This is a genomic window from Pseudoclavibacter sp. VKM Ac-2888 (assembly GCF_015351285.1).
Lineage (GTDB): Bacteria > Actinomycetota > Actinomycetes > Actinomycetales > Microbacteriaceae > Pseudoclavibacter.
Map to the genome: position 1 here is coordinate 1,473,082 of NZ_JADKSM010000001.1, position 21,517 is coordinate 1,494,598.

Annotated in this window: 21 protein-coding genes; 11 read left to right on the forward strand and 10 right to left on the reverse strand. The window is 68.9% G+C overall.

The annotated features are described in order from the left end of the window. The first annotated feature begins 23 nt into the window (after positions 1 to 23). Genes ITJ61_RS07095 through ITJ61_RS07105 form a run of 3 tightly spaced genes read left to right on the forward strand, consistent with a single transcriptional unit; the run spans position 24 to position 3,298 of the window. Positions 24 to 1,076: a permease gene (locus ITJ61_RS07095; RefSeq protein WP_104241918.1), complete on the forward strand. Its 1,053-nt coding sequence runs from the start codon at positions 24 to 26 to the stop codon at positions 1,074 to 1,076. Then, positions 1,069 to 1,902: a TIGR03943 family putative permease subunit gene (locus ITJ61_RS07100; RefSeq protein ID WP_104299346.1), complete on the forward strand. Its 834-nt coding sequence runs from the start codon at positions 1,069 to 1,071 to the stop codon at positions 1,900 to 1,902. Before ITJ61_RS07095 ends, ITJ61_RS07100 begins: the two co-directional genes overlap by 8 nt. Then, complete coding sequence (locus tag ITJ61_RS07105; protein ID WP_194685868.1) at positions 1,892 to 3,298, forward strand: hypothetical protein; 1,407 nt, start codon at positions 1,892 to 1,894, stop codon at positions 3,296 to 3,298. The genes ITJ61_RS07100 and ITJ61_RS07105 overlap by 11 nt, the downstream gene beginning before the upstream one ends. A gap of 79 nt (positions 3,299 to 3,377) precedes the next feature. Here ITJ61_RS07105 and rlmB read toward each other — a convergent pair whose 3' ends face one another. The 3 genes from rlmB to ITJ61_RS07120 form a co-directional block, all read right to left on the reverse strand. Beyond that, on the reverse strand, positions 3,378 to 4,373 hold the full coding sequence (rlmB, locus tag ITJ61_RS07110) for a 23S rRNA (guanosine(2251)-2'-O)-methyltransferase RlmB (protein ID WP_104241924.1): 996 nt from the start codon (positions 4,371 to 4,373) through the stop codon (positions 3,378 to 3,380). Beyond that, complete coding sequence (cysS, locus tag ITJ61_RS07115; RefSeq protein ID WP_194685869.1) at positions 4,370 to 5,794, reverse strand: cysteine--tRNA ligase; 1,425 nt, start codon at positions 5,792 to 5,794, stop codon at positions 4,370 to 4,372. Before cysS ends, rlmB begins: the two co-directional genes overlap by 4 nt. Before the next feature lie 119 nt (positions 5,795 to 5,913). Beyond that, entirely contained in the window at positions 5,914 to 6,396 is a 483-nt protein-coding gene (locus ITJ61_RS07120; RefSeq protein ID WP_104241928.1) for a CarD family transcriptional regulator, read from the reverse strand. Between the two features lie 177 nt (positions 6,397 to 6,573). Between ITJ61_RS07120 and ITJ61_RS07125 the strand changes: the two genes are divergently transcribed. Further along, on the forward strand, positions 6,574 to 7,173 hold the full coding sequence (locus tag ITJ61_RS07125) for a DNA modification methylase (protein ID WP_104241930.1): 600 nt from the start codon (positions 6,574 to 6,576) through the stop codon (positions 7,171 to 7,173). An 80-nt stretch (positions 7,174 to 7,253) separates the two neighbouring features. On the opposite strand, the gene ITJ61_RS07130 is transcribed toward ITJ61_RS07125, so the two are convergent. After that, positions 7,254 to 7,937 (reverse strand): response regulator transcription factor, encoded by a 684-nt coding sequence (locus ITJ61_RS07130; RefSeq protein WP_068479999.1) that lies wholly within the window; start codon positions 7,935 to 7,937, stop codon positions 7,254 to 7,256. 97 nt (positions 7,938 to 8,034) lie between these two features. Then, positions 8,035 to 9,207: a sensor histidine kinase gene (locus ITJ61_RS07135; protein ID WP_104241932.1), complete on the reverse strand. Its 1,173-nt coding sequence runs from the start codon at positions 9,205 to 9,207 to the stop codon at positions 8,035 to 8,037. Positions 9,208 to 9,380: 173 nt separating this feature from the next. Between ITJ61_RS07135 and phoU the strand changes: the two genes are divergently transcribed. Beyond that, positions 9,381 to 10,082: a phosphate signaling complex protein PhoU gene (gene phoU / locus ITJ61_RS07140; protein ID WP_104241934.1), complete on the forward strand. Its 702-nt coding sequence runs from the start codon at positions 9,381 to 9,383 to the stop codon at positions 10,080 to 10,082. A gap of 137 nt (positions 10,083 to 10,219) precedes the next feature. Here the strand turns inward: phoU and ITJ61_RS07145 are convergent, their stop codons facing one another. Then, positions 10,220 to 10,969 (reverse strand): phosphoglyceromutase, encoded by a 750-nt coding sequence (locus tag ITJ61_RS07145; RefSeq protein WP_104241936.1) that lies wholly within the window; start codon positions 10,967 to 10,969, stop codon positions 10,220 to 10,222. A 72-nt stretch (positions 10,970 to 11,041) separates the two neighbouring features. On the opposite strand from ITJ61_RS07145, the gene ITJ61_RS07150 reads away from it, so the two are divergent. Further along, positions 11,042 to 11,854, forward strand: a complete 813-nt coding sequence (locus ITJ61_RS07150; RefSeq protein ID WP_104307086.1) for a class I SAM-dependent methyltransferase — start codon at positions 11,042 to 11,044, stop codon at positions 11,852 to 11,854. Positions 11,855 to 11,882: 28 nt separating this feature from the next. Here ITJ61_RS07150 and ITJ61_RS07155 read toward each other — a convergent pair whose 3' ends face one another. The 4 genes from ITJ61_RS07155 to ITJ61_RS19740 form a co-directional block, all read right to left on the reverse strand. Further along, complete coding sequence (locus ITJ61_RS07155; RefSeq protein ID WP_194685870.1) at positions 11,883 to 12,953, reverse strand: FUSC family protein; 1,071 nt, start codon at positions 12,951 to 12,953, stop codon at positions 11,883 to 11,885. A gap of 2 nt (positions 12,954 to 12,955) precedes the next feature. After that, positions 12,956 to 14,161: a YgfZ/GcvT domain-containing protein gene (locus tag ITJ61_RS07160; RefSeq protein ID WP_104241941.1), complete on the reverse strand. Its 1,206-nt coding sequence runs from the start codon at positions 14,159 to 14,161 to the stop codon at positions 12,956 to 12,958. Next, positions 14,154 to 14,765 (reverse strand): FABP family protein, encoded by a 612-nt coding sequence (locus ITJ61_RS07165; protein ID WP_194686703.1) that lies wholly within the window; start codon positions 14,763 to 14,765, stop codon positions 14,154 to 14,156. Before ITJ61_RS07165 ends, ITJ61_RS07160 begins: the two co-directional genes overlap by 8 nt. Positions 14,766 to 14,978: 213 nt before the next feature. Next, positions 14,979 to 15,269: a hypothetical protein gene (locus tag ITJ61_RS19740; RefSeq protein ID WP_228496617.1), complete on the reverse strand. Its 291-nt coding sequence runs from the start codon at positions 15,267 to 15,269 to the stop codon at positions 14,979 to 14,981. Between the two features lie 81 nt (positions 15,270 to 15,350). Between ITJ61_RS19740 and ITJ61_RS19745 the strand changes: the two genes are divergently transcribed. From ITJ61_RS19745 to ITJ61_RS07190, 5 genes are all read left to right on the forward strand, one after another. Continuing rightward, positions 15,351 to 16,070 (forward strand): winged helix family transcriptional regulator, encoded by a 720-nt coding sequence (locus ITJ61_RS19745; RefSeq protein ID WP_228496618.1) that lies wholly within the window; start codon positions 15,351 to 15,353, stop codon positions 16,068 to 16,070. Positions 16,071 to 16,078: 8 nt separating this feature from the next. After that, the gene (gene mshD / locus ITJ61_RS07175) at positions 16,079 to 16,948 is read left to right on the forward strand and encodes a mycothiol synthase (RefSeq protein WP_194685871.1); all 870 of its coding nucleotides are present in this window, start codon (positions 16,079 to 16,081) and stop codon (positions 16,946 to 16,948) included. A gap of 127 nt (positions 16,949 to 17,075) precedes the next feature. Next, on the forward strand, positions 17,076 to 19,205 hold the full coding sequence (locus ITJ61_RS07180; RefSeq protein ID WP_228496619.1) for an RNA degradosome polyphosphate kinase: 2,130 nt from the start codon (positions 17,076 to 17,078) through the stop codon (positions 19,203 to 19,205). A 4-nt stretch (positions 19,206 to 19,209) separates the two neighbouring features. Next, a complete protein-coding gene (locus tag ITJ61_RS07185; protein WP_104241947.1) occupies positions 19,210 to 20,169 on the forward strand; it encodes an NUDIX hydrolase in 960 nt (319 codons plus the stop codon). A gap of 146 nt (positions 20,170 to 20,315) precedes the next feature. After that, positions 20,316 to 21,398 (forward strand): phosphate ABC transporter substrate-binding protein PstS, encoded by a 1,083-nt coding sequence (locus ITJ61_RS07190; protein ID WP_104241949.1) that lies wholly within the window; start codon positions 20,316 to 20,318, stop codon positions 21,396 to 21,398. The last annotated feature ends 119 nt before the right edge of the window (positions 21,399 to 21,517 follow it).

Below are 21,517 nucleotides of genomic sequence, written 5' to 3' on the forward strand. Positions count from 1 at the left end.
CGGCCCGAACTATACTCGGCTGGATGCACGAGCACACGACTGCGCAGCGCGCACCGCGCCCTCAGCGCACGACCGCAAGTCGCGGTGTGCTCGGACTGACCATCGGCGCGGGCCTGATCCTCACGCTCATTGCGATCAGGACGTTCACGGCTTCGCTCGACGACGCACCGGCCCTCGGCCCGATCAGCGACTTCGTGACGCTCTCCTTGAGCGTCGTCATCGAGTCCATGCCGTTCATCGTGCTCGGCATCCTGCTCTCGATCGTCGTCCAGCATTGGCTCCCGCCGGGCTTCCTGATGCGCATCCTGCCGCAGAGCCCCTGGCTCCGACGCGCCGTGATCTCCCTGTTCGGCATCGCCCTGCCCGTCTGCGAGTGCGGCAACGTGCCCCTCGCCCGCGGCCTCGTGCTCCGCGGCTTCACGCCTGCCGAGTCGATCACGTTCCTGCTCGCAGCGCCCATCCTGAACCCCATCACGATCGTCACGACGTACCAGGCGTTCGGCTGGGACCACGGGATCCTGGCCGCCCGCATCATCGGCGGCTTCGTCATCGCCAACGTCATCGGCTTCCTGTTCAGCCGCCACCCGAGACCACAGGAGCTGCTCACGCCGAGCTTCGCCGCAACCTGCGAGCTGGAGGCGAAGCACGGACACGGGGGCCGCTCCGGCGTCCGCGACCGCTTGCGGGCGAGCGCGTCGATGTTCGGCGCCGAGACCTCCACGATGCTCCCCGCGCTCTTCATCGGGTCGGCCATCGCGGGGGCCATCCAGGTCGGCGTCTCACGCGATCTCCTCACGACGCTCGGCGAGCATCCCGTGCTCTCGGTGCTCGTGCTCATGACGCTCGGCTTCGTCATCTCGATCTGCGCGAACGTCGACGCGTTCTTCGCCCTGTCCTTCGTCGGCACGTTCATGCCCGGCGGGATCGTGGCCTTCCTCGTGATGGGGCCGATGATCGACGTCAAGATGCTCGCGCTCATGCGCACGACCTACACGAGCGCGGTCCTCGCGCGCATCACCCTCATCGTCGCGCTGTCGGCCTTCACCCTCGGACTCGGAGTGAACCTCATTGCTTGAACGACTGCTCTCCAGATGGCGCGGGGTCGCGCTCACGCTCTTCACCGTCGTCGCCACGGTGTGGCTCTCCATGACGGGCGGGCTCTCGCTCTACATCCACCCCCGCTACTTCGTGTTCACCTCGATCATGGCTGTCATCGGCGGCGTCCTCGCGATCGCGGCCATCGCCGTCACCCCGGGTCGCGACGACCACGACCACGGACATGACCACGACCACTCGCATGAGTCGGATGCGCTCGGCACATCGACCACACGGCGGAGCAACCGCCGCCCGCGGCTCGGCGCACGTCAGCGCATCGCCGTGATCGCCTCGACGACCGTCACGCTCGTCGTCGTCGCCACGGCGTTCGTGGCGCTCATCATCGCGCCGCCGGTGACGCTCAGCTCCGCGGCGGTGGAGAACCGCTCCCTCAACGCCAACGCGCAGACCGTGGACTCCCCGATCTCGGAGGGCGAGACGCTCCGGGGCCGCGACACCAGCTCCTTCACCGTCAAGGACTGGGCCGCGATGCTCCGCCAGGGCGACGGGGAGCAGCAGGTGCTCGGCGAACGCGCGAAGCTCGTCGGGTTCGTGACCGAGGACCCGGACTCGCCGGACGCCTTCATCCTGGCGCGCTTCGTCGTGAACTGCTGCGCGATCGACGCCGCCCCGGTCGGCGTCGCCGTGCACCAGCCCGGTTGGCAGGGCAGCTACCCCGTCGATTCCTGGGTCGAGGTCGACGGCGCGTTCGTCACGAACCCGAGCGCCTCCAGCGCCGAGCGCGTCGCACTCATGCCGACGACCATCACCGCGATCGACCAGCCGAACGACCCCTATGTCTACTGATCTCGCCTCGGGCGGACGCCGCTTCCGCAGGACGTTCATCCTGGCGGTCATCGTGCTCGCACTGCTCGCCGCGGGGCTCGCCGTCGGCAACATCCTGCAGGGCCCGCGAGTCGCGTCGACGGCGGTCAACGCCATCGGCACGGTCGAGCAGCAGGGCACGCGCCTCGTGCTGACACCGAACCAGCGCCTCCGCGAGATCGACCCCGCGCAGGTCGTCCTCGAGCCAGCCGCCGACTACAGCCTCACGGAGGAGAACGGCACGATCACGGTGACGTTCGAGCAGCTGCTCGCCTACGACACGAGCTACACCCTCACAGTGACGGACGCCGTGAGCTCCTCGACGGGCGTCTCATCGACCCTCGAGACCGAGTTCACGACTCCGCCCCTCGAGGTGTCGACACTCGTCCGCGGGGCGATCTCGACCGGCGGGACGCTCGAGGACCGGGTCATCGAGACGAACGTCTCCGGCGGGGGTGAGCCGAGCATCCTGTTCACCGCCCCGCGCATCCAGGAGTATGCCCTCACGGACGCGTTCGTCGCCGTCATCGAACAGGACTCCGCAGGCCTCGGCACGGTCGGCGTCGCGCCCCGCGCTGAGCCCGGACCGGCTGTCCCGCTGAACGTGGACGCGACCGGGAGCTTCTCGAGCCTCGCCGCCGACGCGGCGAGCGGCCTCATCGGCTTCGTCGTCGACGGCGTGCACGCCGACGGGCAGACCGAGCTGGTGCGCTCGCTGTTCGTCTTCGACACGAGCGACACGTCGTTCCGCCCCAAGCAGGTGGCAGGCCCCGACGGCACACCGCTCATGGTCTCGACGTGGGCGTTCGCGCCCCGCACAGGGGCGCTCATCGCGCAGACCCTCGACGAGCAGCTGTACCTCGTGAACGTGCTCGCCGGCACCCCCGCCGAGCCGATCGGCCAGGCGCAGCACTTCCATGGCTTCGTTCCCGGCACGGCCACCGCCGTGACCTCCGGTGTCGGCGGCTACACCCTCTTCGATCTGAGCTCGGGGACCGCGGAGCAGCTCACCCCGGCTCCGATGACGCTCAGCGAGACGCAGTACCTCACCCAGACGAGCGTGCTCGACCCGGAGGGAACCCAGATCTCCGCGGTCGCGGATGCGGCGGCCGGGCTCGCCGACGTCACGGTGGAGTTCGCCGACGCCGACGGCCAGCGCACGCTCTTCGACCCGGGCGACAGCGGCGAGTGGCTGCGCGACATCTGCGTCTCCCCCAACGGCCAGTACCTCGCCGTCGAGACGGGCCTCGGCGCGCAGGGGCCGGACGGCTACGCCGTCCTTCCCGGTATGAAGCAGTCGACGACCACCGTCATCGACATCGCCACGGGCGCGGAGCTCCGCCGCCTCACCGGCTTCCTGACCTCGTGGTGCCGCTGACCCGTCTCCACGACATGGGACCAGATACGACGATGGGCCCCACCCGCAGGTGAGGCCCATCTGATCGCAGTTGCTGCGCCTACTTGGCGGCGCGCTTGGCGGCCCGCAGCTTCGAGACCTCGTACATCGTGATGCTCGTCGCGATGCCCGCGTTGAGGGATTCCGTCGCCCCGTCGATCGGGATGGAGACGATCGCGTCGCAGTGCTCGGTGACGAGCCTCGAGAGGCCCTTGCCCTCGCTGCCGACGACGACGAGGAGCGGAGAGGTCGCGAGCTCGAGCGACGGCAGCGAGACGTCGCCGTCGCCGTCGAGGCCGATGACGAAGACGCCGGCCTTCTTGTACGCCTTGATGGTGGCCGTGAGGTTCGAGGCCATGGAGACGGGCAGACGCGCTGCGGCGCCGGCGGAGGTCTTCCACGCGGAGGCCGTCATGCCGACCGAGCGTCGCTGCGGCACGATGATGCCATCGCCGCCGAACGCCGCCACGGAACGCACGATGGCGCCGAGGTTGCGAGGGTCCGTGATGCCGTCGAGCGCGACGAACAGCGGGTTCCGGCGACGCTGGATGGCGCGGTCGAGCTCCTCCATCGGGTCGGCGTACGTGTACGCCGGCACCTTGATGATGACGCCCTGGTGGACCGCATCGCGGCCCGCCATGCGGTCGAGCTCGGGACGCATGACCTCGAGGATCGGGATCTTGCGCTCGGTGGCGATCTTGAAGATCTCCTTGACGCGCTCATCCATCTCACCGCGCGCGGCGACATAGAGCGTCGTCGCGGGGATGCCGGCGCGCAGCGCTTCGACCACCGAGTTGCGGCCCGTCACGAGCTCCGTGCTGTCGTCGGTCCGCGCGCGGCGCGGGGCGCCGCCCTCACGCTGCGCCGGACGCGGCTTGGAGCCACCGCGAGCGGCTTCCAGGCGTTCCTTCGCGGCCTTGCGCTTGCCGGCCACGTGCCAGGAACGGTCCTCGGCGCGCGGCGTGTTGCCCCGACCTTCGAGGGACTTGCGGCCGTTGCCGCCGGTGCCCTTCGTGGGGCCCTTCTTGCTGCGGTTGCCGCGCGAATTCGTGCTCATGCCTTCTCCAACGTCCAGAAGCTGCCGTTCGGCGAGTCTTCAATCTGCACGCCGGCTGCTGCCAGCGTGTCTCGAATCTGATCTGCGCGGGCGAAGTCCTTCGCACCGCGGGCCTGCTTGCGCTCCACGAGCAGCGAGTCGACGAGCGCCGCGAGGGCCGTGTCGCCGGCCGCATCCGCTCCCCCGCTCCACTGCTCGGCGCGTGGGTTGATGCCGAGGATGTCGAGCATCGAGGTGACCTCGCGTGCTGCTCGGGCCGCCGCATCCGCCGCGCCCGTGTCGAACGCCTGGTTGCCGGCGGTCACCGTCTCGTGCAGCGACGCTATGGCCTGCGGGACCGCGAAGTCGTCGTTCATCGCGGCGACGAACGCAGCGGGGAGGCCGTCGAGTCGCACCGTGCCCGCCGGCTCGGCTGGAACCGGGAGGCCGGCCCGCTCCGCGCGCTCGAGGAACGACTCGATGCGCGCGAACGACGCGGCTGCCTCCTCGAGCGAGGTGTCGCCGATCTCGATGGTCGAGCGGTAGTGCGCCGACCCGAGGAAGTAGCGGACCACGACGGGGCGAGCGGAGGACAGGAGGTCGAGCGCCGAGACCGTGTTGCCGATCGACTTCGACATCTTCTGTCCTGCCACCGAGACGAGGCCGTTGTGCACCCACGTGCGAGCGAACTCGAGGCCCGCGGCGCGCGACTGCGCCAGCTCGTTCTCATGGTGGGGGAAGCGGAGGTCGCGCCCACCGCCGTGGATGTCGAAGGTCGGCCCGAGGTACTTGGTCGACATCGCCGAGCACTCGATGTGCCAGCCCGGCCGACCTGAGCCCCAGGGCGAGGCCCAGGCGGCCGACTCCGGCTCGCCGGGCTTGCGGCCCTTCCAGAGCGCGAAGTCGGCGGCGCTGCGCTTGCCGCGGCTCGGCGCCTCGCCCTCTGCCATGTCCTCGGGGCGCTGGCGCGTGAGCTCTCCGTAGCTCGGCCAGCTGCCGGTGTCGAACCACACGTCGCCGCTCTCGTCGGCAGCCGGATACGCGTGGCCGCGCTCGATGAGCAGCGAGATGAGCTCCTGCATCTCCGGGATGGACCCCGTCGCGCGAGGCTCGTACGTGGGTGGGCGGATGCCGAGCGCCGCGTAGGCGGCGTTGAACTCGCGTTCCACGCGGTACGCGAGTGCCCACCACGGTTCGCCAGCGGTGGCTCCGGCAAGAGTCTTGTCGTCGATGTCGGTGACGTTGCGCACGAGCGTCACCCGGAGGCCGCTCGCCTCGAACCATGACCGGAACTGGTCGTAGACGAGCGCCGAACGGAGGTGACCAGCGTGGGGCGCTGACTGCACCGTCGGCCCGCAGACGTACATCGAGACCTCGCCTGGCACCATCGGCGTGAAGTCGCCGAGTGCTTGCGTCTGCGTGTCGTAGATGCGCTGATTCACTGCACCAGCATACGCGTCAGGGCCGCGCGGACGAATGGACGTCCGCGCGGCCCTGACGGCAAAGCGCATGGTGTGCGTTGAACGACCCTCACGAGCCGCAGAACCACCCGGAGTGCTGACTAGGAAGCGAGAACCTTGTCGAGGACGTCGCCGGCCTTCTCCTCGTCGGTCTTCTCGGCGAGCGCGAGCTCCGAGACGAGGATCTGCCTGGCCTTCGCGAGCATTCGCTTCTCACCCGCAGAGAGGCCCCGATCCTGATCGCGTCGCCAGAGGTCGCGCACGACCTCCGACACCTTGATGACATCGCCGGAGGCGAGCTTCTCAAGATTCGACTTGTACCTGCGGGACCAGTTCGTCGGCTCCTCGGTGATGGGGGCGCGCAGCACCTCGAACACACGGTCGAGACCGTCCTGTCCGATGACGTCGCGTACTCCTACCAGGTCGACGTTGTCAGCAGGAACCTCGATGACGAGGTCTCCCTGTGCAACGTTCAACTTGAGGAACATCTTCTCTTCGCCCTTGATGACTCGGATCTTCACCTCTGAAATGGTGGCCGCGCCGTGATGGGGATAGACGACTGTCTCCCCGACCTCAAACTGCATAAATACAAGCCCCTTTCGGCACCTAAGAGTACCATGTCAAAACGGCTCATTCGAGGACTGGGGTGGTAGAGTCCGCCGCCGCTTCGTCCAGGAGGGGCACCTGGATCAGATAGGCTTCCTGCATCCTGTGAATTCGTGCGGCGACAGCCGCACGGTCCGAACCTGGAGGCTCCAGACGTGAAGATCCGCGCCGTCGCGTCCGTCACCCTTGCCGCCGCAGTCGCGGTTGGGCTTGCCGGCTGCAACTACATCTCCCCCCAGCGAACCACGACGCAGTACTCGGCGAGCGACGGCACGAACGCCAACGTCGGCGACCTCGAGGTCCGCAACGCCATCCTCATCACCGACACGCTGGTCGGCACCGACGTGACTGACCGGGCGAACCTCATCTTCTCGGTCGTCAACCACACGGGCAGCGCCGGCTCGCTCGACATCACGTACACGGGACTCATCAACGGCGTCGAGCAGGAGGTCGTCGTGACCGTTCCCGTCGACGCATCCGCGGGCGTCACGCAGGTGGGCTTCGGCGAGGGCGCGACTGTGCTCCTCGAAGGCATGGATTTCACCCCGGGCTCCACCCACGACGTCGACTTCACGGCGACCCTCGACGGCGTCCAGACCATGCAGGCAGTGACCGTCCCCGTGCTCGACGGCACGCTGCCGGAGTACTCGACGCTCGTTCCCGGCCCTGCCCAGACCGAGCCGCCCGCGGCACCGCCGAGCATCGCCCCCACGCCGGCACCCACCGAGGTACCGGAAGAAGGCGGCACGGCCTAGCCGACGCACGCAGACTGCCGAGAAGGGCGCATCCACGTGAGTGGATGCGCCCTTCTCGTGTTGCGCCGTCTGTGAGTCGCTCAGCCCTCGTAGCGGTAGCCGAGCCCGCGCACCGTCACGAGGCGCACGGGAGTCGACGGCTTCTCCTCGATGCGGCTGCGGATGCGCTTGATGTGCACGTCGAGCGTCTTGGTGTCGCCGTAGTAGTCCGGCCCCCAGACGCGGTCGATGAGCTGCCCACGCGTGAGCACGCGCCCCGAGTTCCGCATCAGGTACTCGAGCAGCTCGTACTCCTTCAACGGCATGGGGGTCACCTTGCCCGAGACCTGCAGAGTGTGCCGGTCGAGGTCCATGCGAACCTCGCCGACCTCGATGATGCTGTCATCCTCGCCCTCGTCCTCCTGCTCGTTGCGGCGGAGCACGGCGCGCACGCGGGCCAGCAGCTCGCGCGTGGAGTACGGCTTCGTGACGTAGTCGTCGGCACCCAGCTCGAGACCGACGACGATGTCGACCTCGCTGTCCTTGGCCGTGAGCATGATGATGGGCACCTTCGACGTGAGGCGGATCTGCTTGCAGACCTCGGTCCCGGGGACGCCAGGGAGCATGAGGTCGAGGAGCACCAGGTCGGCACCATCACGGTCGAACAGGTCGAGGGCGTCGAGGCCCGTCTCGGCGACAGCGACCTCGTACCCCTCCCGTCCGAGGAGGAAGGAGAGCGGCTCATGCAGTGCGGATTCGTCTTCGACGAGGAGGATGCGGGTCACGGAGGCCATTGTGCATATCTTTCGTGAACATTGAGTGACGTGCCAAGGGCCGCGCCCGTTCGACGGCGTGCCGTCGGTCGGGGCCGCCCGACGCGTCTCAGGCTGAGCGGCGCTCGGTGAAGCGCTGCAGGTCGATCTCCGCGACGACGGAATCGGCGGAGGGGAGGCGAACCGTGAACGTCGATCCCTTCCCGGGCTGCGACCAGACGCGCACGTCGCCGCCGTGGTTCTCGGCCACGTGCCGCACGATGCTCAGGCCGAGGCCCGTGCCGCCGGTGCGTCGGGAACGGGCCTGGTCGACGCGGAAGAAGCGCTCGAAGATGCGCCCCTGATCCTCCGGGGCGATGCCGATGCCCTGGTCTGAGATGGCGACCTCGACGGTGTCGTCGACGAGTCGCGTGCCGATCCCCACCCGCGAGTTCGGCGACGAGTACTGGACCGCGTTGGACACGAGGTTCGTGAAGCACATGAGGAGGTGAGCCCGCTCGCCGTAGACGAACGCATCCACGTCGTCGCCGAGCACGATGTCGACGCCGGCCACCTCGGCGGGCACGCGCGACTGGTCGACGGCGAGCGAGAGGATCTCGTGGATCGAGAGGAGCTCCGGGTCTGCGAGGGAGTCGCTCGACTGCAGCCTGGACAGCTCGATGAGCTCGTTGGTGATCGAGGCGAGGCGCAGGCTCTCCTTGCTGAGCCGCCCCGTGAAGTACTTGACCTGCTCCACGTCACCCGCAGACTCTGCGATGGCCTCTGCGAGCAGCGTGACCGCGCCGATGGGGGTCTTGAGCTCGTGACTCACATTGGCCACGAAGTCTCGGCGCACGCTCTCGACGCGAAGCGCCTCCGTGCGATCCTCCGCGAGCACCAGGAAGAACCGCGTCGAGAGGGGCGCCGCACGCACCCTCACGTGGATCTCCGAGCGCCCGAAGGGGCCACGGGCGATCTCGAGGTCCTTGGTGACCGCCTCGCCCTGACGCCTCGCCTCATCCACGACGGCCCCGACACGCTCGTCGAGGCGCCCGCCGGCACGGACGAGCCCTTTCGACGTAGCCCCCGGGGAGGACTGGTAGACGTTCCTGGACGGGTCGGTGACGATCACGATCGAGTCGAGGGCGCCGAGCAGATGCTCGATGCCCTCGGGGAGGCGGGGGGAGAATGCAGCTCTTGCCTTTGCCTGACGTACCGAGGCGACGTGGAGCAGCCAGACAAAACCTGCACCCAAGAGGAAGCCGAGTACGATCGCAAGGACCACTGCGACGGACGAGTCCATGTGCCCAGCATATGGGCCAGCGGACTCGACACCCGTCGTACACGAGTCGGTTACCTTGGCTCCGTAGAATCGCCCGTGAGAGCAGAGTCACTCCCAGAGGGACTGGGCGACCGGTCTGCCCAGAAACGCGGGCAGCGGCACATCGCCCGTTGCCACGAAACAAGAGGATAAACATGCGCGAAGTTTTCCAGCAGGAACTCGCTGAGGTCAGCAACGGCCTCGTGGAGATCGCCCGCCACGTCGAGTCCGCCATGCAGCGCGCCGCCGTTGCGTTCACCACCTCCGATGTCGCCCTCGCCGAGCAGGTCATCTCCGACGATGCCCGCATCGACGAGCTCGCCATCGCCCTCGATGAGCACACCATCGAGATCATCGCCCGCCAGTCACCCGTCGCGCGCGATCTGCGCCTCGTCGTGAGCGCGCTGCGCATCAGCTCCTCGCTCGAGCGCATGGGCGACCTCGCGGCGCACATCGCGGCGCTCGCTCGCTACCGCTTCCCCGGCGGTGTCGGCCCGAACACGCTTCGTCCCGTGTTCGCCGAGATGAGCCGCCTCGACGTGGCCGTCGCCCGTCAGCTCGTCGCCCTGCTCGACGCGGGCAACGACGAGGAGACGAACCGCATCGCCGACGAGATCAAGGCGAGCGACACGCAGATCGACGACCTGCACCGCAGCACGTTCGACGCGCTCCTGTCCGACGACATCCAGGCGCAGAGCGTCGAGGTCGTCGACGCGACGCTCGCGAGCCGCTACTTCGAGCGCTTCGCCGACCACGCGGTCTCGATCGCACAGAAGGTGCAGTACCTGACCAGCGGCGAGTGGATGCAGGAGAAGGAGCCCTCCACTCCGGTCGCCCCGGTCACCCCCGGCGCCTAGGCGTCTCGGGTCCTCAGGTCCGGGCGTGACAGCCCGAGGGTGAAAAACGGCCCGGCTCTGAGCAGCAGCAGAACGGCGGATGCTCCAGGAGATACTCCTGGAGCATCCGCCGTTCTGCTGTTCAGCGAGGCCCGGTGCTACTTGCCCTGCGACGCGACCGCGGCAGCTCCTGCGGCTGCTGCCTCCGGGTCGAGGTACTCGCCCTTGCCGAGGACTTCGTGCGTCTCGGGGTCGAAACGGTAGACCAGGGGCATGCCGGTCGGGATGTTCACGGCGGCGATGTCGTCGTCGCTGATGCCCTCGAGGTGCTTCACGAGCGCACGCAGGCTGTTGCCGTGGGCGGCCACCATGACGGTGCCGCGCTTCACGAGCGTCGGCAGCACCTCCTCTTCCCAGTACGGGAGGAAGCGAACGAGGACGTCCTTCAGGCACTCCGTGCGGGGCAGCTCATCGCCGAGGTCCGCGTAGCGCTCGTCGTGCGCCTGCGAGAACTCGCTGCTGTCGTCGAGGGCGGGCGGCGGCGTGTCGTACGAGCGGCGCCACTCCATGAACTGCTCCTCGCCGTACTGGTCGCGGACCTGAGCCTTGTCCTTGCCCTGCAGGTCGCCGTAGTGGCGCTCGTTGAGGCGCCACGTGCGCTCGACGTCGATCCAGCCGCGGCCGGCTTCCTTCAGCGCGAGGTTCGCGGTGTCGATCGCGCGCGTGAGCAGCGACGTGTAGAGCACGTTGGGCTTGAGGCCGGACTCGCGGATGAGGCGGCCCGCGCGGGCACCCTCTTCGCGGCCCTGCTCGGTGAGCTCAACATCCACCCAGCCGGTAAAGAGGTTCTTCTCGTTCCATTCGCTCTGTCCGTGACGGACCAGGATGAGGGTCAGCGCTTCAGTCATGGTCCAAGCGTACCGAGTGGGGGTGACCCGCGTGCGACGGTGAGGAGACCGAAGCTGAAATAGTCTCGTCGCATGCCATTGGGTCGACTCACACGCGGAACGACGGGAACGAACCGCCTGCGGAGAGTCGACCGCTGGATCGCGGAGCACCCCGCGCTGCAGTCCGCCCCGCGCCCGCTTGTCGTCGACCTGGGCTACGGGGCGAGCGGCGCGACGGCATTCGAGCTGGCGGATCGCCTCCGACGGGCCTCTCCCGAGGTGCGAGTGCACGGCCTCGAGATCGACCCGGGGCGCGTGGCGCTCGCCAGAGCGCAGCTCGCCGATCGGCCAGAGCTCGCGGGCCGAGTGAGCTTCGCCGTCGGTGGCTTCGAGGTGCCGACCCCCGGCGGCGAGCAGCCGAGTGTCATCCGAGCCATGAACGTGCTGCGGCAGTACGACGAGTCGGAAGTCGCCGAGGCCTGGGCCCGGATGACCGGTCGACTCGCGCCAGGCGGTCTGCTCGTCGAGGGAACGTGCAACGAGGTCGGCCGCGTATCGTCCTGGATCGGCGTCGACGCGGCCGGGCCTCGGACGTTCACGGTCTCGCTGCACACCGCCAGCCTTGAGTCTCCGCTCGTGGTTGCCGAACGACTGCCGAAGGCCCTCATCCACCGCAACGTGCCTGGCGAAGGCGTGCACGAGTACCTGAAGGCACTCGACGACGCCTGGCAGCGGGAGGCCCCACGACAGACGTTCGGCGCGAGGCAGCGCTTCATCGCCGTGTGCGAGCGGATGCGCGCGGCCGGCTGGCCGCTCGCCGACTCGCGGAAGCGCTGGCGCCTCGGCGAGATCACGGTCTCGTGGGACGCCGTTGCCCCCGCCTCCGGCGCGCTCGCACCCTCGTAGTCCGCGCGTCGGGGCCACGGCGCGGCGGCTAGTGGACCTCGGGGAGGGCCGTGCGAGCGGCCTCCGCCTCCATGCCGCTCGCGATGAGCAGGTCGACGACGAGGGGCCTGCACTGCATGAGCAGCACCGAGTCGCCGAGCTGCGCTCCATGCAGGTGCTCCGGCTCCAGCCTGGCCGCCGCGATGAGCAGCGTCTGGCGCGACTGGTGGAGCATCGCGTCGTCGTCGAGACCGAGCTGCAGCTCGAGCATCCCCGACTGGATGTCGCCGAGGAGGTCGGCGAGCTCCTCGCGGTGGCGACCATCCCACGACAGCGACCAGGCACGCCGCGCGACCACCCGGAGATTGCGCGTGGCGAGGTCGATGCTCGTGCGCAGTTCCGCCATCCGCTCGACCCTCCCGCGATGGTGGCGCATGAACGGCGAGATCCGGGCGATGGATGCGGCGCTCTCGAGCTCGGTCGACCAGGCGTCGAGCGTGGCCTGCGTCATGCGCAGCTCCTCGAGCGCGGCGAGGCCTGCGTCGCTGTCTCCCCTGCGCAGGGCCTGCGAGATATCGCCGAGCGCCTGGGCGAGCGCGCCGATGAGCCCCTTGGCCTCGTTCTTCGCGAGCGCCGACGCGTTGCGCGGGATGAGCGCGGTCGCCGCGATGGCCACCGCTCCCCCGATGACCGCGTCGAGGAGGCGCGAGTACTCGCCGACGCCCTGGACGGGGATGAGCTGCACCAGCGACGCCTGCACGGCGGCGCCGATCGCGAACCCGGGGCTCGGGTGCACGAGCTGCGCGAGCAGGAGCACGACCGCGAGGACGACGGTCACCTGCCACACGCCGCGCCCGAAGAGCAGGAGCGAGAGGTTGGAGAGCAGCACCCCGAAGGTGATGCCGAGCGCCGTGTCGAAGACCCGACGCGGGCGCGCGTCGCGCTGCAGGCCGAGGCTCGTGATCGCGACCGTCACGGCGAGGAACGGGATGGGATGCCCAAGCCCCCAGTGCGCGATCGCGTAGGCGGCGAAGGCCGCCGCCGTGATCTGCAGCACCGCCGGAAGCGAGGCCCGCAGACGGGCGAACGCGGCCCCGACGCCAGCCGCCGGAGCCGACATGTCTACTGCCCGCGACGCTCGAGGCGCGGCAGGCGCGGCACGTCTGCCGCGCGGCCAGCCGTCGGCGACACGATCGTCGTCGCGCTCGCCGAGACCTGCTGCCCGTCGGCGAGCTCCACGACAAGCGAGGCGTCTTCCGCGAGCGAGCGCTTCACGAGCGCCAACGCGATGGGGCCGTCCTCGTGATGGATCGCGACCGAGCTGATGCGTCCGACCGTCTGCGCCTTGGCATCGCCCTCGACCGAAAGCGTGCTGCCGGCCACGGGAAGCTCGCCGAGCGAGCCGTCCAGGTCGAGGAGGACGATCCTGCGCGGCGGACGACCGAGGAAGTGGACCTTCGCGACCGTCTCCTGCCCGCGGTAGCAGCCCTTCTCGAGGTGGACGGCGCTGCGGAGCCAGTCGAACTCGTGCGGGATCGCCCTCGAGTCGACCTCAGCCCCGAGGCGGGGACGGAGCGCCGCGATGCGGAGCGCCTCGAACGCGTGCATGCCTGCGACGGGCAGCTCGCCCGCCAGTGCGCGGTCGACGAGCCCCTGCAGGCTCGCGCGCTCGAGGACATGCAGCTTCACCGGGAAGTCGGCTCCGGGGTGCGCGTCGACCGCGCCGTCGGCGGGGATGACCGGGAACTGCGAGTAGCTCCAGCCGTGTGCGGGAGGAGTGGCCCACGGGTCGTTCCAGACGAGGGGCGTGCCGTTGGGGGCCGCCGCACCGAGGTCGAGCTGGCCGAGCGTCGCGACGACCGCGAACTGGTCCGTGACCTCGGCGACCTGCACGTCGAGGAGGAACCGCATCCGGTTCAGCCAGGCCGCGAACACGGGAGCCGACTCGCGCTCGGTGATGAGCCAGGTCGCCGTACCGTCGTCGAGCACGGCAGCACCGTGCTCGATGTGCCCCTGGATGTCGAGGAGCAGCGTCTCAGCACTCTGCCCGGGCTCGAGGGTCGTGAGCCGCTGCGAGGTGAGCGAGTCGAGCCAGGTGAGCCGGTCGGCGCCCGTGAGGCGGATGACACCGAGGTGCGAGGCATCCACGATGGAGCGGCCCGCTGCGAGCTCACGCTGGTCGGCCGTCACCTGCCCGTAGTGCCAGGCGACACCCGCGTCGATGCCGACACCATCCACCGCGCCGGGGAGCGCGAGGAAGGGCGAACGGTCCGGCTGAGGCTCGTCGGCGACAGACGAGGGCTCGTTCGAGACGGGGTGCTCAGTCAAGCTTGGCCAGCTTCGCCGACGCGTGGGTCGCGAGCTCCTGGCCGAGGGCGGCGATGTCCCAGGCCCACAGCAGCTCCCCCGCCACGTAGCCGTACATGCGGGTGGACGCCGTGAACTCCTTCGCGCCGGGCGCGAGCAGGACTTCCTCGGTCTTCAAGTCGACTCGCGGCCCGCGCGCGCTGCCGCTGTAGCGCTCGAGGAGTCCGGTCGGGTGCACGATGGAGACCTCGAGCGGGAACGCCTGCTCGTCGTCGCGGAGCCCCTCGACGCCGTCCGCATCGGTGATGGTGGCGGGGGCCGTCGGGGGAAGGTAGCCGGGACCGACGTCGCCGTCGTCCCTCGTGCGCGCCAGCCGCCAGAAGCCGGTCTCGCCCGTGAGCGGCACCTGCACGGGCTCGTCGCCCGTGCCCTCCTCGAGCCACAGCTGCGCGGAGTAGTTGAGGTAGGGAAGGCCGTCGTGGCTGAAGCTCACACGCTGGCGGAAGGCCTGCTCGCGCACTTCCTCGCCCACCTTGTACTCGACGTGGCCAGTGCCCTCCCACACGCCGAGCAGCCAGGAGAGCGGCACGATCTCGGGAGGGAGGTCAGTTGGGATGTCGTACACCATCGGGGGTTTCCTCTCGATCCAGCAGCTGCGGCGCCCTACGGGGCTGGCTAGTTCTGACCCTTGAAGAGGTTCTTCAGCACAACCACGGAGACGAAGCTGATGGCGATGAGCGCGAGCACCAGCAAGCCGGTGAAGATGATTTCGATAACAAGCACGGTGTCCATGCCGTCCATCCTAGCCATTGCGGCCGCGCGCGAAGGGCGGCGCGGTTCAGCTGTGACTCGGTGTTCCGACGACCGCGTCGCCGCCGAGCATCGCGAAGCCGAGCGAGGCGACGCCAAGCACGACCAGGGCTCCGACCAGGCTGAGACTCATCCGCATGATGAACCCGTCGCTCTCCTGCAGGCGCAGCTGCAGGAGGCAGGTCAGGCAGATGAGCGTGAGCATGAGGATGCTCACCCAGACCAGGTGCCGCGAGGGATCCGCGAGGATCGCAACGCCGAACACTCCGACCACTGCAGCCAGCCAGACGATGCCGATGCTCACTCGTTCGCGGGTCATTGCCCCATTGTGCACGCTGGAGCTGTCCCGAGGGTGCGTAGACTAGCCAGCGAGTCCGACCAAACATCGAGGAGGCCACATTTGGCAGACGTCCTCTTGTTCAGCGCCGGCGGCGTCGAGCACGCTCTCCCTTCCCTCACACTTCTGGCGCACCGCGTCCGGGTGCTCCCACCGACCGCGTCAGCCCTCGCATCCGCTCCCCAGGCGGACGCGAACATCATCGATGGCACGAGCGACCTCCCGAGCGCGAAGCGCCTGTGCGGCGTGCTCAACACGATCGAGTCGTCCGTTCCTGTGCTGCTCGCCATCACGGAAGGCGGCCTCCCCGCCATCTCCTCCGACTGGGGCATCGGCGACGTCATCCTGCGAACGGCCGGGCCGGCCGAGGTGGATGCGCGCATCCGTCTCCTCCGCCCCCAGGCGGCGGTCGAGGAGCCGAGCGGCACGATCGCCATCGGTCCGTTGACGATCGACGAGCACAGCTACACGGCCAGGTATCGAGGGCGCACCCTCGACCTGACGTTCAAGGAGTTCGAGCTGCTGCGGTATCTCGCCTCGCACCCCGACCACGTGTTCACGCGTGAGCGGCTGCTGAGCGAGGTGTGGGGCTACGACTACTTCGGCGGCACGCGCACGGTCGACGTGCACGTGCGACGACTGCGCGCCAAGCTCGGCGATCAGGAGAGCGTCATCGGCACGGTGCGCAACGTCGGCTACCGGCTCCTGCGCAACGGCGAAGCGGCACGGGACGAGCCGGTCCCCACCGGCGGCTCATCGCTCGACGACGCCACCACCCCCTAGGAGCACCGATGCCCGATCTCTCCACTGCCGCATCGGCTGCGCCTCGAAGTGCGGAGGTCCGCGAACTCGCAGACGCCGCAACTGCGGCTGACGGTGTCGCCCCGTTCAACGAGGACACGCTCCTGTCGCTCGGCGAGCGGCGACTGACGGCCATCGACGATGCCGGCAGGCTCATCGCCGCGGCCCTCACGCGGGACCTCGACGACGGAACCGTCGAGGGAGAGCTCGTCGTGCATCCGGAGCACCGGCGGCGAGGCCTTGGCGGCGAGCTCTTCGACGCCGTCGCCGCTGAGGGCGAGGCCGCGCCGGTCCTCTGGGCCCACGGCAACCTGGCGGGCGCCTCCGCGCTCGCCTCCTCCCGTGGCCTCGACGCCGTGCGCACGCTCCTGAAGCTCGGTCGCCCCCTCACCGCGGCGGACGCCGAGGCGGCGCCATCCCCCGAGGGATACTCGATCTCACCCTTCACCCCCGCCGACGCCGACGACTTCCTGGCCCTGAACGCCATCGTCTTCCGCAGCCACCCAGAGCAGGGCGCGCTCGACGCCCCCGGCCTCCAAGCGCGGCAGTCGACCGACTGGTTCGACGCCGACGACTTCCTCCTGCTGCGCGACGCCGACGGCACGCTGCTCGGCTACAACTGGCTCAAGCGCGAAGGCGATGAGGTCGAGATCTACGTCGTCGGCGTCGCCCCCCAGGCCGCCGGCCGCGGGCTCGGCCGAGCGCTCATGCAGGCAGGCCTCGAGCGAATGCACGCGACAGGTGCCGAGCGCACCTCCCTCTACGTCGAAGGCGACAACGACGCCGCACTCTCGCTCTACCGCTCTCTCGGCTACGAGCAGCTCTCGATCGACGTGCAGTACCGACGCACCCGTTCATGATCCGTTCGCGTGACTCTGCTGATCTTCACCGGCAGGAACCCCCGATTCCTGCAGGACAGGGACCAACTCCCGCGAGACTCGGACGACAAGACGCCGTTCCTCTCCGCACACCTGGAAGGATGACCGCATGACTATCGAACTCCGCGCCCCCGAGGCCGGTGCAGACTCGCAGGAGATGCCGCGCAGCCGCTTCGTCGACCGCGAGCTGAGCTGGCTCGCGTTCAACCAGCGTGTGCTCGAACTCGGCGAGGACCCCTCGACGCCCCTCCTTGAGCGCGCGAACTTCCTCGCCATCTTCTCGTCGAACCTCGACGAGTTCTTCATGGTGCGAGTCGCGGGCCTCAAGCGCCGCATCGCGACCGGCCTCGCCGTCCCGACCCCCGCGGGAGTTCCGCCGCAGGAGGCGCTCGACACGATCCGCTCGAAGGCCTACGAGCTGCAGAAGCGGCACGCCGCGATCTTCAACGGCAGCGTGCGCCCGGAGCTCGCCGACCAGGGTATCCACATCGTCAGCTGGGACGAGCTCTCCGACGCCGAGCGCGTCGAGCTCGGCGACCTCTTCGACGAGCAGATCTTCCCCGTGCTGATGCCGCTCGCCGTCGACCCCGTGCATCCGTTCCCCTACATCTCGGGCCTCTCCCTCAACATCTCCGTGCGGGTCTACAACCCCCGCAGCGAGAAGGAGGAGTTCGCCCGCCTCAAGGTGCCCCCCGTGCTGCCGCGCTTCTACCCGCTGCAGTCCGACCACGGCAAGGCCCGCTTCATCCTCCTCGAGGACCTCATCGCCCAGCACCTCGGGCACGTCTTCCCCGGCATGAAGATCCTCGACCACCACGCGTTCCGCCTCACCCGCAACGAGGACATGACGATCGAGGAGGACGAGACCGAGAACCTCCTGCAGGCCCTCGAGAAGGAGCTCCTGCGCCGCCGCTTCGGCCCGCCCATCCGCCTCGAGGTCTCCAACGACATGGACGACGAGACCCTCGAGCTGCTCATGACGGAGCTCGACATCACCCACAACGAGGTGTACGTCCTCCCCGGCCCCCTCGACCTCGGCGGCCTCTTCGCGCTCGGGGCGATCAACCGGCCCGACCTCAAGTACCGGACGCACGTGCCCGTCACCGCAGCCGCCTTCCGGACGTCCGAGAGCGACGAGAAGGCCGACATGTTCGGCGCCATCGCCCGCCGCGACGTGCTCGTGCAGCACCCGTACGAGGCGTTCTCGACGAGCGTGCAGGCCTTCCTCGAGGTCGCCGCGGCCGACCCGAACGTGCTCGCCATCAAGCAGACCCTGTACCGCACCTCCGGCGACAGCCCCATCGTCAACGCCCTCATCAAGGCCGCGGAATCGGGCAAGCAGGTGCTGGTCCTCGTCGAGATCAAGGCACGCTTCGACGAGCAGAACAACATCGTCTGGGCTCGCAAGCTCGAGAAGGCCGGCGTGCACGTCGTCTACGGCACCGTCGGGCTCAAGACCCACTGCAAGCTGCTGCAGGTCATCCGCAAGGAAGACAACGAGCTCAAGATGTACAACCACATCGGCACCGGCAACTACAACCCGAAGACGAGCCGCATCTACGAGGACCTCGGGCTCTTCACGTGCAACGAGAAGATCTCCCGCGACATCACGCGCCTCTTCAACCAGCTCTCTGGCTACGCCATCGAGCGCAAGTTCACGCGCCTCCTCGTCGCCCCCATGCACCTCCGCCCCGGCCTCCTCAACCTCATCGACAAGGAGCGCAAGAACGCGCTCGACGGCAAGCCGAGCCGCATCCGCATCAAGGTCAACTCCATGGTCGACGAGGAGATCATCGACGCGCTCTACCGCGCCAGCCAGGCTGGCGTTCCCGTCGACATCTGGGTGCGCGGCATCTGCGGCCTCCGCCCCGGCGTCCCCGGCCTCAGCGAGACCATCCGAGTGCGCTCCGTCGTCGGGCGCTACCTCGAGCACTCCCGCATCTTCTGCTTCGCGAACGACGGCGACGAGCGCGTGTTCATCGGCTCAGCCGACATGATGCACCGCAACCTCGACCGCCGCATCGAGGCGCTCGTGCGCATCACCGACGAGAACCACGCGGCGGACATCGGCGGCATGTTCGACCTCGCGATGGCCGACACCACCGCGACCTGGCACCTCGGCTCCGACGCCGAGTGGATCCGCCACGCCAGGGACGAGAACGGCGACCGGCTCACCGACCTGCACGACGAGATGATGCGACGCATCAGCAAGCGTCGCAGGCCGACGACGCTGGCCTAGCCGCATGACGATCGACATCCCTGCCGCCTCGCGCACCGTCTACGCGGCAGGCGCTGTGCTGTGGCACGAAGACATCGCCGACGACAAGCTCAAGGTGCTCATCATCCACCGCGGGCGGCACGGCGACTACTCCCTCCCCAAGGGCAAGGTCGACCCCGGAGAGACGCTCCCGGAGACGGCCGCCCGAGAGGTGGAAGAGGAGACCGGCTACCGGGCGACCCTCGGCGCACCCCTCGGGTACGTCGAGTACGTCATGCCGAATGGCAGGCCCAAGGAGGTGCACTACTGGACCGCCGAGGTCGACGACGCCGCGTACGAGGGGCACGTGTTCGAGCCGAACGACGAGGTCGACGGCATCGACTGGGTATCGCTCAAGAAGGCCAAGAAGCTCCTCAGCTACGACCGAGACCGCGAGGTGCTCGAGATCTTCGCCGACCGGTACCGGCGCGGGCTGCACCGCACCTTCGCGATCCTCGTGCTCCGCCACGCGACGGCCGTGCCCCCGCAGTCGTGGCCGGGCGACGACGACTCGCGCCCCATCACGGCCCGAGGATTGGAGCAGGCAGAGACGGTCGTCCCCATCCTCCGCTCGTTCGGCCCGGAAGCGGTCATCACCTCGAATGCCGTCCGCTGCCGCTCGACCGTGGCCCCCATCAGCTCACTGCTCGACCTGACCCCCCAGGTCGAGCGCAGCATCGCCCAGGGTTCGTACACGAAAGACGAGGAAGAGCTCGACGAGGTGGTGCGCAAGCTCATCTCGAGACGGCGCAGCACGGTCATCTGCAGCCACTCCCCCGTCATGCCCGCCATCATCCGCTCCATCGCCCTGCACACGGCGACGCGCCCGAGCTCCCTCGCGCGCCACGCCATGCTGTCGACCGGCGAGTGCTCCGTCATCCACGTCCCCGTCAACCACCCGCGAGCGGGCGTCGTGGCGGCGGAGACGCACGGGCCGATCACCTGAGCCGCGGCCGCGGTTGCGAGCCCTCGCGCCCGCCGCCGTTCACCTGCACGTCACGTCGCGTCCACTTCTCGTCCATACTGATTCAGGCCCTAGTTCGATCCCGGTCGACCCGGGCTCGCCTGACCCCTGATGGCAGAAGGATCTCGATGCACCACTCCCGAGCACTCGCCGCCCTGGCGCTCCTCGCAACCACCGCCCTCGTGACCAGCGGATGCGCGCTCAACGAGATCTCGGTCAGCAAGGATCCGCGGTCGCAGCACCTCGACGGCGTGCTGAGCGCATCCGGTGCGTCATCGCAGGGCGTCGCGCAGACGGCCTGGATCGCAGGCTTCTACCCCATCGAGCCGGATGTGCGCGTCAACTACGCGGGCGGCGGCTCAGGCGCGGGCCGCTCCGACTTCCAGAACGGCACCTCCGCCTTCATCGGCTCGGACCGCGCGTTCGACATCGACGAGATCGGGGAAGGCCCGTTCCGCGCCTGCGCAGACGGCAGCAACCTCGTCGAGATCCCCGCCTACATCTCGCCCATCGCCGTCGCGTTCGCGCTGGAGGGAGTCGACGAGCTGCGACTCGACGCAGCCGCCATCGCCGGCATCTTCTCCGGCGACATCGACTCGTGGGATGCGCCGGAGATCGCGGCCCTCAACCCGGACACGGCCCTCCCCGCGCTCGCCATCACGCCAGTGCACCGTTCCGACAAGTCGGGCACGACCGGCAACTTCACGGCGTACCTCGATGAGGCAGCTGGCGACGCCTGGAGCTACGGCGAGGTCGACGAGTGGCCCGTGAACAGCGGCGAGGCTGCTCAGGAGAGCGCAGGCATGCAGCAGGCCCTGCGCGCCAACGGCACGATCGGCTACATGGATGCGTCCGCCGCCGACGGCCTCACGACCGCCTCCGTCGAGACGGGCGGCGAGTTCGTGCCGTTCTCGCCAGAAGCGGCCGCCGCGGTCGTCGACAACTCCACCATCGAAACGGGACGCGCTCCGACCGACCTCGCGTTCGAGCTGAACCGAACGACGCCTGGCGTCTACCCGATCGTGCTCGTCTCCTACCTCATCGGCTGCGCCGAGTACGCCGACAGCTCAGTCGGCACCAACGCCAAGGCCTACTTCAGCTTCGTCGTGAGCGAGGAAGGCCAGTCAGCCTCGGCAGAGGCCGCCGGCTCCGCTCCCATCTCGGATGCGCTCCGGACGCAGATCGAGCCCGTCCTGGAGCAGATGAAGTAAGCGGGAGCGGCAAGAAATCTGCGCGCATTCCCAGCCCGTTCACCCCCCGTTCACTTTCCCCGCCCCTCCTCGTCACCCTTCGCGCATAGCGTCACCGACGGATCGCAACTGATCCCAAG